We start from the raw sequence: 12,100 nt of genomic DNA on the forward strand, positions 1-12,100 counted from the left end.
CCTTTCACAAGCCGAGTGTATTGTAATGATATAACATATCGTGCTTAGACGCGTCATGACCTCTGCTTTCCCTATCTCCGCCGGGCAGAACAACAGTCCGCTCGACCCGCTCGCGCTCTATGCCAGCGCGATCGACACCTCGGATTATGCGGCACATGTGGCGCCGCTCATTTGCCGTCTGGCTTCGGACATTGGCGATCTCGTCGATATCGGGGCCGGGGGCGGCCAGCTCGGCTCGGCGCTGCTCGAACCCGGCCGTGCCTGGACGGCGATCGAGCCGTCGCCGGTGATGCAGGCGCGCCTCGCGCTCAGACCGGAGCGGCCCCTCGTCATCCCGTTCGGCTGGGAGGACGAGCGCGTCGCCTGCGCGCCCGCCGACACCGTGCTGGCGGCGACGATGCCCGGCTATTTCCATGATCCGCTCGCCTTCCTCGCACGCTGTCGGCAATGGGCGCGCCGCCAGATCGTCTGGGCCGTGCCGGCGCAGAAGGGCCCGAAAGGGTTGATCCTCGCCGCCTGCCTGCCGCGGGAATGGCATGGCGAGGACAAGACGCCCGGCATCGACCTCGTCCTGCCGAAGCTGGGGGGCAGCCAGCCCGACCGGATGGATGCGATCGACTGGACCTTCTCGCTCGTGCTGCGCGACCTGCCAGGCTTCGCAGCCTTCCAGGCCGACCGGCTCGGCTGGGCGCCGGGCGATCCGCGCCGGCCCGAGCTCCTCGCCCATCTCAGCAAGCAGGCTGTGCCGACCGAAGGCGGCCTGCGCCTCTCCTGCCATCGCCGCTCGGCCATCCTCGTCTGGACCCTGTCATGACTGCCTTCCATCGCTGCCGCCTGTTCGCCACCACGGCATTCACGACGGCCCTCCTCATCGGACCAGCCTTCGCCCAGGCCGAGATCAAGCTCGACGAACTCGTCGTCACCGCGACCGGCCGCGCCGAGCCGCGCAGCCAGATTCCCGGCACGGTGCAGGTGATCGACCACGAGAAGATCGAGCGCTCCTCGGCGAAGTCGCTGACCGACCTGCTCGCCGAGAACGCCGTTGGCTTCTTCAGCGAATGGACCCCGGCGCAGACCTCGATCAACATCCGCGGCGGCGCCAGCGACGGCCAAGGCAAGGATTTCCGCAGCCAGGTGCTCGTCCTGATCAACGGCAGACGCGCCGGCACGGCCAATCTCTCCAAGCTCTCGCCGGCCGATGTCGAGCGCGTCGAGGTGGTGCGCGGCCCGTCCTCGGTGATCTATGGCAGCCAGAACATCGGCGGCGTGATCAACATCATCCTGAAGACCGGCCGCACTGCGCCGGGCACGATGATCGAGGCGGCCGGCGGCTCCTGGGGGCTGTTGCAGGGCAAGGCCCAGACCGGCGGCCTCTATGACAGCATCGACTGGTATGCCGGCATCTCCGGCGGCAGCCGCGACGACTACCATTCCGGGCGCGGCGGCACGACCATGGCCAATACCGGCTGGAAGCGCTTCGGGCTCACCGGCGCGCTCGGCCTGCAGATCAATCCGGAGCATCGCGTCGACCTGATGCTGCGCACCGACGGCATCTACGATGTCGGCTTCCGCGGCTCCGGCGCCAACACGATCAGCCAGGAGGATCGCTACAACAACTCGTTCGACATCAGCTACAACGGCCAGCTTCCGGGCGGGCAGGTGCGCTGGCTGTTGCAGGGCTATGCCGTGCAGGACGTCGACAATTTCCGCTGGGCCTCGCCGGTGATCCGCGGCGGCACCGGCCTGCCGGCGCCGGGCACCGCGGCCGACTACAACCGCCGCCAGCTCGACATCGTCGGCACCCGCTTCCAGCCGCGGGCGACGCTCTGGCAGGGCAATGAGATCCTCGCCGGCTGGGACTGGGAGCGCAGCACGCTGCGGTCCACCCGCGACCGGATCGGCGTGCCCGGCAATCCGCTGGCGCCGGTCTCGCCGCAGGACAACAACCAGTCGGAGACCGTCAACGCCATCTATGTCGAGGATTCGCAAAAGCTGTTCGACGACCGGCTCACCCTGCGCGGCGGCATCCGCCGCAGTTTCGGCACGACCAGCTTCGAATATACGCCGAACCTCGCCGGCCAGCAGCCGCGCGAGGTCGACTATCAGGCGACGACCTATTCGACCGGCGCGACCTTCAAGGCGACCGAGCAGCTCAGCTTCCGCGTCGGCTACGCCACCGGCTTCCGGGCTCCGACCGCGACCGAACTCGCCGCGGATTTCAACACGCTCGGCGGCGGGCGCATCTTCGGCAATCCGTCGCTGAAGCCGGAGACGAGCCGGCAGGTGGAGGTCGGCGCCACCTATCTCGGCGTCGGCTGGCGCGTCGATGCGGCGCTGTTCCAGAATGTCATCTCGGACCGCATCATCACGCAGCTCCGGCCCGGCGTCGCCAACACCTCGGACTACGCCAACAACAGCGGCGATGTCGTCGTGCGCGGCCTCGAACTGCAGCTCGACGGCGATCTGCTGCGGCTGGCGCGCTACGAGGACACGCGCTGGCGCTGGTCGGTCTTCGCCAACGGCGCCTATAATTTCGACATGAAGGACAAGGGCGCTGCCGTCACCGCCAACACCAACAATGTCGAGCGCATGTACAAGTACCAAGCGGCGATCGGCACGCGCTTCGGCCAGAGCGGCGGCCAATATGACTGGTCGATCCAGGTGCAGGGCGTCCTGCGCGGGCCGATCTGGTACAACACCGAGGAGAACCTGGTCGCGACGGCGGAGCCCTTCCGCGAGTTCGTCCACCGCAAGGCGCCGTTCTGGGTCTGGAACGTGCGCGGCGAGGTCGAGATCGTGAAGGGCGTGAAGCTGTTCGCGCTGGTCAACAACCTGTTCAACAAGAACGAGCACCCGATCTTCATCGGCCTGGACAAGAAGCCCTACAAGCTCGACTCCCGCTTCGCCAATGGCGGCTACGGCACCTCGATGCCGGGGCTCGAAGTGCAGGCCGGCCTGCAGGCAAGGTTCTGACGGCCAGATGAAGCGCCTGCGACTGTTCAGCCTGGCTTCGATGGTGCTTGCCGTGTCCTGGTCTGCGGCAACGGCCGAGCCGATCCGGCTGACGGATGCCGTCGGCCGACAGATCGAGATAACGAGGCCGCCCGAGCGCATCGTGCCGATCTTCGCCTCCAACACCGAGCTCGTGGCGGCTCTCGGCCTGTCGGATCGCGTCGTCGGCATCGAGGCCTATACGCGCTATCCGCCGGAGGTCCTCGACCGGCCGCAGGTCGGCGGACGGCTCGGCTTTTCGGTCGACGCCATCGTCGCGCAGCGGCCGGAGCTACTGATCGTGACGCCCTCGCGCCAGGCGATGCATCAGTTGATCGAGCCGATGACCCGGCTCGGCATTCCCGTCATCGTTCTGCTGAGCCGCAGCGTCGCCGAGGTGATGGCCAATCTGCGCCTGGTCGGCCGGGCGACGGGGCAGCCCGAACGCGGCGAGGTCGTCGCTAACGCGCTGGAAGCGCGGCTCGCCGCGGTCGAAGCCGCTGCGCGCGCCCGACGACCGAGCGTGATCATGATCACCGGGCGCCTCGGCAACGGGCTGGTGCTGGTCGCGCGCGCCGACAGCTATACCGGCGACGCGATGGTCAAGGCCGGCGGGCGTCATGCGCTCGAGCGCAGCATCGTCGCGCAGGTCTCGCCCGAGGCGGTGATTGCCGCCGACCCCGATATCCTGCTCTTCGCCGGCCGCAAGGACGAACTCGAAGCTCTGGTCGCCCAGCCCGGCTGGCGGCTGCTGCGGGCGATCCGCAGTGGCAATGCCCATCTCGTCGCCCGCGCCGAATTCCTGATCCCGGGGCCGCGCACCGTCGACGGCATCGAGAAGCTAGCGGCGCTGCTGCGGCAGGCCGGCATCCGATGAAGCGGGCACTGCTCCTGCCGCTCGCCCTTGTGCTCGCGCTCGCCTTCGGCGCAATGGCGGGCCATGACTGGGCGTCGCCGGCAAGACTGTTCGCTGCCCTGTCCGGCGATAGCTCGCTGCAGAGCCAGCTCCTGATTGTCTGGCGCCTGCCGCGCGTTCTGGCGGCGGCGCTTGTCGGGGCGCTGCTCGGCCTCGGCGGTGCGATCTTCCAGGGCGTGTTCCGCAACCCGCTGGCCGAGCCCTATCTGCTCGGCTCGGCCGGCGGCGCCGCGATCGGCGCGACCGTCGCGTTGCTGGTGCCGCTTGGCCTGCCGGCCGGGCCGGCGTTGGCGGGGCTTTCCTTCCTCGGGGCCTGGGGCGCGACCTGGCTGGTGCTCGCCATCGCCGGTCTGCACGGGCGGCCGGACACAGCCGGGCTCCTGCTCGCCGGTGTTGCCGTCGCCGCGATGCTGGGGGCGCTCCGTTCATTCCTGATGCTGGCGCTCTCCGACGACACGGTGAACCTCCAGGTCGTGCTGAGCTGGACGCTCGGCGGCATCCAGACGCCGGACATGACCGGTCTGCTGTTGCTCGCGGGGCTGGTCGTTGCTGCACTGGCCCTGTCCTTGCGGCTGGCGCGTGGGCTCGACCTGCTCGGTCTGGGCGAAGAGCAGGCGTTTGCCTTCGGGCTTGATCCGGCGCGCTTCGTCAGGATCGCGGTGCTGGTCGGCGCCGGCATCGTCGCCGCCGCGGTGGCCTATGGCGGGCTGGTCGCCTTCGTCGGGCTGATCGCGCCGCATCTGGCGCGCTGGTGGGCCGGGCCGCGCCATGCTGCGATGCTCCCGGCGAGTGCTCTGATCGGCGCTGCGATTGTCTGCGCCTGCGACGGGATCGCACGCGCTGTGCTGCCGCCGGCCGAGGTGCCGCTCGGGCTGATCACGGCGCTGTTCGGCGGGCCGTTCTTCCTGCTGCTGCTGGCGCGGAGGCTCAGGGCATGAGCGGAATCGAATGCCACTCCATTCGCGCCGAAGCCGGTGGGCGGTGGCTCCTCGACGACATCTCGCTGAGTTTCGCCAGCGGCACGCTTACTGGACTCGTCGGCCCCAACGGCGCCGGCAAGTCGACCTTGCTGCGCATCTTGGCCGGTTATCGTCATCCCGGTGCAGGGCAGGTCCTCTGGCATGGCAGGGATCTCGCTGGCTGGTCCGCGGCGGAGCGCGGCACCGCTGGCGGCTATCTCCCACAACAGCTCGAGCCGGCCTGGAACTATTCGGTAGCCGAGATCGTCGCGCTCGGGGCAGGGCGCTCCCCCGTTCCCCGATCGGTGGCAGACCTTCTGACTGAACACGGGCTGGCCGAGCTGGCGGGGCGGCGCTGGAGCGCCTTGTCGGGCGGCGAGAGGGCGCGCACCATGCTCGCCGCCACCATCGCCTCGCGGCCCACCATCATTCTCGCCGACGAGCCCGGCGCAAGCCTCGACATCCGTCATCGGCTCGACCTGGTACGGCGGCTGCAAGCGTTGGCGCAGCAGGCGGTGGTCGTGGTGATCATGCATGATCTCGATCTGGCGGCCCGCTTCTGCGATCGTATCGTTGTGATGGATGCCGGTCGCGTCGTGGCCGATGGAACGGCGTCGGCGATCGCTGCTGGCCGGGCCTTCGAAGAGGCGTTCGCGGTGCGGTTCCAGCGGACCTCCATCGCCTGCGACGCCGATTGGCTGATCGGCACATCCGAACGCAATTCCTGACGTTGCCACACCTGCTCAAGCGCCGAGCAGGTCATCCGGCAGGCGCTTTGCCGTCGCAGCGCGTGCCGGAGCTGCGTCCGTCGCCATGACCGCAAGACATGGCGATGGCCCAAATACTTGCATACAAAACGTTTGCGCAAACGTTTCCGGCTGCTAGCTTTCCCTGAAAGCTGCCTCAAGGCGGCATATCGGGAGGAATGGATTGGCGCGGGATCGGCAGCTTCTCGCAGTGCGCCATGCGCTGCACCGTCGACCATCGCGCGCGGTTGCGGGGCGTCGCCTTTCCGGGTGCCGGCGATGGTGACGATCAAGGATGTCGCCCGTGCGGCCGGAGTTTCGGTGACCACCGTGTCCCATGCGGTCAACCGCACGCGCCATGTGAATCCGGGCACCATCGAGAAGGTCCAGGCGACGATCGAGCAGCTCGGCTACCAGCCGAGCGGCGTGGCGCGGGCGCTGAAGAGCAACCGCACCCAGACCGTCGGCATGATCGTCACCAGCTCGACGAATCCTTTCTTTGCCGAGGTGATCCGCGGCGTCGAGACCGGCTGCTTCGATCGCGGCTACAGCCTGATGCTGTGCAATTCCGGCGATGTCGCGCAGAAGCTCACCGCCTATCTGCGCACGCTGATGATGAAACGGATCGACGCGCTGCTGGTAATGACCAGCAATGCCAGCTCGGATTTCTTCCGCCGGATCGAGCAGATCAAGACCGTGCCGGTCATCGCGCTCGATACGACGATCCCGCGCGTCGACTGCCTGATCAACGACGATTCCCTGCTCGGCGGCCGGCTCGCAGGGGCGCATCTGGCGGGCAAGGGCTTTTCCCGCATCGGCTGCATCACCGGCCCGGCCGAGCATCCGCGCAGCGCTGAGCGCCTGGCCGGTTTCGCCTCGGCCCTGACCGCTGCCGGAAAGCCGCTCGACCCGGCCCTGATGATCGAGTCGGACCTCACGGTCGGCGGCGGCCACTCCGCGATGGCCACGTTGCTCGACCGCCGCGAAATCGGGCGGCCGGACGCAATCTTCTGCTTCAACGATCTCGTCGCCATCGGCGCGATGTGCGCAGCGCAGCAGCGCGGCCTGCGCGTGCCGGAGGACCTCGCGGTCATCGGCTATGACGATATCGACATCGCCGCCTTCACCTCGCCGCCGCTGACCACCATCCGCCAGCCGGCCTATGACATCGGCGTCAAGGCGGCCGAGCTTCTGGTCGGCCTGCTCGATCACGGCCATCCGCTGCCGCGCGCGCTGGCGCTGGAGCCGGTGCTGGTCGAGCGCCTGTCCGTGACGCCTGCAACGAAGCCTGGAAGGTCCGCATGACCCGCTACATCATCGATTGCGATCCCGGGCATGATGATGCGATGGCGATCTTGTATGCCGCCGCGCATCTCGACGTGGTCGGGCTGACCACCGTCGCCGGCAATTCTTCGCTGGAGAACTCGACCCGCAACGCGCTGGCGATCTGCACGCTGGCGGGGCTGAACCTGCCGGTCGTGCCCGGCCTCGACCGCGCTTTGATCGAGCCGCCGCTCGACGGCGCCTATGTCCATGGTGCGACCGGGATCGACGGCGCCGAACTGCCGGCGCCCGGCTATGACCCGCTCAACCGCCACGCCGTCGATTTCATCATCGAGACGGCCAAGGCCACGCCGGGCGAACTCAGCCTGATCGCGATCGGCCCACTCAGCAATGTCGCGCTGGCGCTGCGGATGGAGCCGAAGCTCGCCGGCTGGCTGAAGTCGATCGCGATCATGGGCGGCTCGACTACCAGCGGCAACCGCACGCCCTATGCCGAGTTCAACATCGTCTGCGATCCCGAGGCGGCGGCGATCGTGTTCGATGCCGGCGTGCCGCTCAGCATGGTTGGGCTCAATGTCACCCGCCAGGCGGGGATCGCCGAGCGCCATATCGCAAGGCTGCGCCAGGGCGGCCGCCGGGTCTCTACGGTGATGGCCGACTTGCTCGCCTTCTATCTCGCCAAGATGCAGGAGCGCTACGGCACGCCGACCGCGGCGATGCACGATCCCTGCGCCGTCATCCCGCTGGTCAGGCCGGGGCTTATCACCTTCCGGCCGCTGCCCGTGCATATCGAGCTCGGCGACGGCCCGCTGCGCGGCATGACCGCTTGCGACAGCCGGCCGATGCGCCGCGACCATGACCAGCCCGGCGCCAGCCGCCCGGCGAATTGCGACGTTGCCGTCGCCGTGGACGGCGAAGCCTGCGTCGATGCCGTCATCGACACCATCCTCGGATACGACCGCTCATGATCCCGCTGCTCATCGATTGCGATCCCGGCCATGACGATTCCATGGCCATCCTTTACGCGGCAAAGCATTTCGAGCTGCGCGGCCTGACCACGGTGTTCGGCAACTCGATCGTCGAGAACACCACGCGCAACGCCCTGAAGATCTGCGAGCTCGCCAGGCTCGACATCCCCGTCGCCGGCGGCATGGGCGCGCCTTTGGTCGGCAGCTTCGCGCCCTCAATGATCCATGGCGCCAGCGGCCTCGACGGCGCCGACCTGCCCGAGCCGAAGCGCCGGCCGGTCGACATGCATGCGGTGACGATGATCATCGAAGAGGCAAAGAAGGCTGAAGGAGAGCTCGTGCTCGCCGCCATCGGCCCGCTGACCAATGTCGCGGTGGCGCTGCGCACCGAGCCGCGGCTGGCGCGCTGGCTGAAATGCATCACGATCATGGGCGGCAGCCTCGATATCGGCAATGCCGCCCCTTACGCCGAGGCGAACATCCTGAAGGATCCGGAGGCGGCGGCGGCCGTCTTCTCCTGCGATGCCGAGATCTATCTGGCTGGCCTCAATTTCACCCGCCAGGCGATCCTCGACCGCAGCCATGCCGAGCTGCTGCGGCAGGCGGGCGGGGCGGTGCCGGAGACCGTCGCCGGCATGCTCGACTTCTATCTCGGGCGCAACGAAGCGCGCTACGGCAAGCCGATCTCGCCGATGCACGATCCCAGCGCCTTCGTGCCCTTCGTGCGACCGGACCTGGTCGAGCACAAGCCCTTCCACATCCAGGTCGAGCTGGCGAGCCAGCTGCTGCGCGGCATGACCGTGGCCGACCAGCGCAATGTCACGCGCCGCCCGGACGAGCCTGAGCCACCGCGCGCCAACGTCAAGGCGGGCATCCGCATGGATGGCCCGGCTGCGACCCGGCACGTGATCGAGACGATTGCGAGCTATGGGCGCGGCTGAGCCCGCCCGGCTGCGACTGGCCCGCTGCCTGCAACGAACAAGACTGATCAGGAGGATTGGATGACGACGCGCCGCACCGTTCTGAAGGGCATGACCGCCGGGGGCGGCCTGCTCGCCGCCCCGCAACTGCTGCGCGCCCAGGCCAAGGCCGAGCTCAACGTGATCTGGGTCGGCTGGCCGGAGGGCCACATCACACCGATGGCCGAGATGTTCATGAAGAACAATCCGACGATCGGCCTGAAGCTCGAGCGCATCCCGTTCAACGAGCTGTTCCCGGCGCTGGAAGTGCGCCTGCAGGCGCGCACGCCGCTGCCCGACATCTTCTTCGCCGACGGGCCGCTGACCGCCTCCTACTCGATCCGCAAGCATCTCGCCGAGCTCGACGGCATCCTCGGCAACGATCTCAGTCGCTACAGCAAGGCGGCGCTGGCGCAGGGCACCTACAAGGGCAAGCTGATGACGCTGCCCTATATCAGCAGCGGCATGGTGCTGTTCCTCAACCGCAAGCATTTCGCCGATGCCGGCGTCGCGCTGCCGGAGCCCGATGTCGCCAAGCGCTGGACCTGGGAGCAGACGCTCGAAGCCGCCAAGAAGCTGACCGACCCCGCCAAGAACCAGTGGGGCCTCGTCTTCGAGATGGCGGACCGGCCCTATCAGGCGCTGACCCTGCCGCAGTCGAAGGGTGCGCAGGTGCTGAGCGAGGACGGGCTGACTGCGACGGGCTATGTCGATTCCAAGCCCTTCATCGACGCGATGCAGTTCTACGCCGACCTGTTCAACAAGCATAAGGTGACGCCGACCGGCGTGTTCGACACCAATCTCGCGCTCGAAATGTTCGCGACCGGCCGGGCCGCGATGTACCTTGCGACCACGCCGAGCCTCGCCTCGATCTCGGCGCGCAAGGACCTCGACTGGACAGTCGCGCCGCAGCCCTATTTCGAGGGCGGCAAGGCGGTGACGCCGACCGGCAGCTGGCATATCGGCCTCAACCCGCGCACCAAGCAGCGCGCCGCGGCCGAGACCTTCATCAAGGCCTTCGCGCAGCCTGACTATGTCGAGGCGCAGGCGCGCCTGCGGCCGAACCCGCCGGTGCTGAAATCGGTCTGGGATTCGATGGGCGCCGAGCTCGACACGCCCGGCTGGCGCATCGTCCGCTCCGAGATGGAGAACACCGCCGTGCCGCGGCCGGCGACGCCGGGCTGGCTCGAATACGAGGACATCCTGCGCGGCGCCTTCCGCGAGATCCAGGGCGGCGCCAATGTCGAGCAGCGGCTGAAGAAGGCGGCGCGCGACATCGACCGCGAATTCGCCAAATATCGCGGCTGATCGGAGATGACCGCCTTGTCCGACCGGGCTTCCGCCCCTGTCGCCGCCCCGGAGGCGCCGCGTATCGCGCGGCGCCGCTCCGCCGATCCGATGCAGCCGCGCACGCTGGTGCTGCTCGCCTTCCTCCTGCCGGCGCTGGCCTTCCTCGTCCTGTTCCGGCTGACGCCGATCGTGATCGCCATCGGCGGCAGCCTGTTCACTCAGAACCTTGCCGGCGAGACCTCCTTCGGCGGCCTGACGAACTTTGCCCAGCTCTTCGGCGACGAGCGCTTCTGGAATTCGCTGAAGGTCACGCTGATCTTCAACATCATCATCAACCCGCTGCAGATCGCCATCGCCTTCTGCTACGCGCTCTTGGTGATGGCGCCGGGCAAGGGCGTCACCTTCTTCCGCGCTGCTTTCTTCCTGCCGATGACGCTCTCCACCGGCCTTACCGCCGTGCTGTGGAACATCATGCTGGATTCCAATCTCGGGCCGGTGAACGCCATCCTCGAAGGCATCGGGATCGGCCGCCAGCCCTTCTTCCTGTCGGAGCACCAGGCGCTCGGCACGATGATCGCCATCGCGACCTGGAAGGGCTGCGGCTACTGGATGATCTTCCTGCTGGCCGGGCTCTACCGCATTCCGGGCGAGCTCTACGAGGCCGCGCACATCGACGGCGCCAGCCGCTGGCACCAGCTCGTCCACATCACCCTGCCGCAGATGCGCCGGCCGCTCGCCTTCGTCTTCGTCGCCGACACCGCGATCAACTTCCTGTTCTTCGCGCCGGTCTACATCATCACCAAGGGCGGGCCGAACGGCGCGACCGACCTCTTGATGTTCCGCGCCTATGAGAACGCCTTCACCTTCATCAACTGGGGGCGCTCGCTGGCGCTGTCGACGATCATCCTCGTCATCATCGGCGTGATCGCCGCGATCGAGCTCCGGCTGTTCCGCGACAAGGAAGGAGCCGAGGCATGAGCGTCGATCGCCGCTCCACCGTGCTGGCGCTCGGCACCGCCCGCTACGTCACGATGTCGCTGATCGCGCTCGTGCTGCTGCTGCCGCTCATCTGGCTCGTGGTCTCGTCGTTGCGGCCGCCCGCCGACATCTTCGCCCATGGCAGCCGGCTCGGCTGGAGCATGCTGATCCCCGACCGGCTGACGCTGGAGAACTATACCTCGCTTCTCGGCACCGGTTTCCCGCGCGCCGTCGGCAATTCGCTCTTCGTCGCGCTGACGACGATGGTGGTCGGCGTCGTCGTCAACGCCGCCGCCGGCTTTGCCTTCGCGGTCTTCGATTTCCGCTTCAAGAACCTGATCTTCGCCTTCGTGCTGGCGGCGGCGATGATGCCGTTCGAGGCGATCGTCATCCCGCTCTACATCCTCGTGCAGAGTCTTGGCCTGATCGATACCTATGCCGCGCTGATCCTGCCGGATCTCGCCAACGGCTTCGTCATCTTCATGTTCCGCCAGTTCTTCGCCGGGCTGCCGCGCGAGCTCTACGAGGCGGCGCGGGTCGACGGCGCCTCCTGGGGCCATATCTGGCTGAAGATCGCCTTGCCGATCTCGTGGCCGGTGGTGCTGACCGGCGGCATCATGCTGTTCATGCACCAGTTCGAGGCGTTCTTCTGGCCGCTGGTCGCGGCGCCGTCGCCGGAGCACACGCTCGTGCAGGTGGCGATCGCCCGCAATATCAGCCTGGAAGGCACGGAATGGGGGCGCTTGTTCTCCTCGACCACGCTCGCAGGCCTCGTCGCGCTCGTGCCGTTCCTGCTCTTCCAGAAGTTCTACATCCGCAACTTCGTCACGAGCGGGCTGAAATAACCCGCCGCCGATGGCCCGGGTGACCGCAGTCTCAGATTGCAGCGGCGGCCTGCCGTTTTGGGCAGGTTGATATTTTGTCGCGGGGGGGCTCTGAAAATCAGCGTGCTGGTTGGCTGACAATGCTGTCGTGGTGGTTATTGTGGAGTGGTTTTTGGTGAGCGCTC

11 protein-coding genes are annotated in these 12,100 nt (G+C 67.6%); all 11 read left to right on the forward strand.

The window, feature by feature from the left end:
• Nucleotides 1–55: 55 nt before the first annotated feature.
• The 11 genes from AC07O0_RS22235 to AC07O0_RS22285 all read left to right on the forward strand — a co-directional run bounded on the left by AC07O0_RS22235 (nt 56) and on the right by AC07O0_RS22285 (nt 11,936).
• Nucleotides 56–814: a class I SAM-dependent methyltransferase gene (locus AC07O0_RS22235; RefSeq protein ID WP_494625846.1), complete on the forward strand. Its 759-nt coding sequence runs from the start codon at nt 56–58 to the stop codon at nt 812–814.
• A complete protein-coding gene (locus AC07O0_RS22240; RefSeq protein ID WP_494625847.1) occupies nt 811–2,973 on the forward strand; it encodes a TonB-dependent receptor in 2,163 nt (720 codons plus the stop codon). The genes AC07O0_RS22235 and AC07O0_RS22240 overlap by 4 nt, the downstream gene beginning before the upstream one ends.
• A 7-nt stretch (nt 2,974–2,980) precedes the next feature.
• Nucleotides 2,981–3,868, forward strand: coding sequence for an ABC transporter substrate-binding protein (locus tag AC07O0_RS22245; protein WP_494625848.1), 888 nt, complete (start codon nt 2,981–2,983; stop codon nt 3,866–3,868).
• A complete protein-coding gene (locus AC07O0_RS22250; protein ID WP_494625849.1) occupies nt 3,865–4,845 on the forward strand; it encodes a FecCD family ABC transporter permease in 981 nt (326 codons plus the stop codon). The genes AC07O0_RS22245 and AC07O0_RS22250 overlap by 4 nt, the downstream gene beginning before the upstream one ends.
• Nucleotides 4,842–5,594, forward strand: coding sequence for an ABC transporter ATP-binding protein (locus AC07O0_RS22255; protein WP_494625850.1), 753 nt, complete (start codon nt 4,842–4,844; stop codon nt 5,592–5,594). Before AC07O0_RS22250 ends, AC07O0_RS22255 begins: the two co-directional genes overlap by 4 nt.
• Before the next feature lie 297 nt (nt 5,595–5,891).
• Nucleotides 5,892–6,917 carry a LacI family DNA-binding transcriptional regulator gene (locus AC07O0_RS22260; RefSeq protein ID WP_494625851.1) on the forward strand — a complete coding sequence of 342 codons (1,026 nt, stop codon included), beginning with the start codon at nt 5,892–5,894 and terminating at the stop codon, nt 6,915–6,917.
• On the forward strand, nt 6,914–7,864 hold the full coding sequence (locus AC07O0_RS22265; protein WP_494625852.1) for a nucleoside hydrolase: 951 nt from the start codon (nt 6,914–6,916) through the stop codon (nt 7,862–7,864). The genes AC07O0_RS22260 and AC07O0_RS22265 overlap by 4 nt, the downstream gene beginning before the upstream one ends.
• Nucleotides 7,861–8,805, forward strand: a complete 945-nt coding sequence (locus AC07O0_RS22270; protein WP_494625853.1) for a nucleoside hydrolase — start codon at nt 7,861–7,863, stop codon at nt 8,803–8,805. Before AC07O0_RS22265 ends, AC07O0_RS22270 begins: the two co-directional genes overlap by 4 nt.
• 60 nt (nt 8,806–8,865) lie before the next feature.
• Nucleotides 8,866–10,131, forward strand: a complete 1,266-nt coding sequence (locus AC07O0_RS22275; RefSeq protein ID WP_494625854.1) for an ABC transporter substrate-binding protein — start codon at nt 8,866–8,868, stop codon at nt 10,129–10,131.
• A 6-nt stretch (nt 10,132–10,137) separates the two neighbouring features.
• Complete coding sequence (locus AC07O0_RS22280) at nt 10,138–11,091, forward strand: carbohydrate ABC transporter permease (RefSeq protein ID WP_494625855.1); 954 nt, start codon at nt 10,138–10,140, stop codon at nt 11,089–11,091.
• Nucleotides 11,088–11,936: a carbohydrate ABC transporter permease gene (locus tag AC07O0_RS22285; protein ID WP_494625856.1), complete on the forward strand. Its 849-nt coding sequence runs from the start codon at nt 11,088–11,090 to the stop codon at nt 11,934–11,936. Before AC07O0_RS22280 ends, AC07O0_RS22285 begins: the two co-directional genes overlap by 4 nt.
• Nucleotides 11,937–12,100: the final 164 nt, after the last annotated feature.

This window comes from Allobosea sp. GW821-FHT10B12 (genome assembly GCF_059415545.1).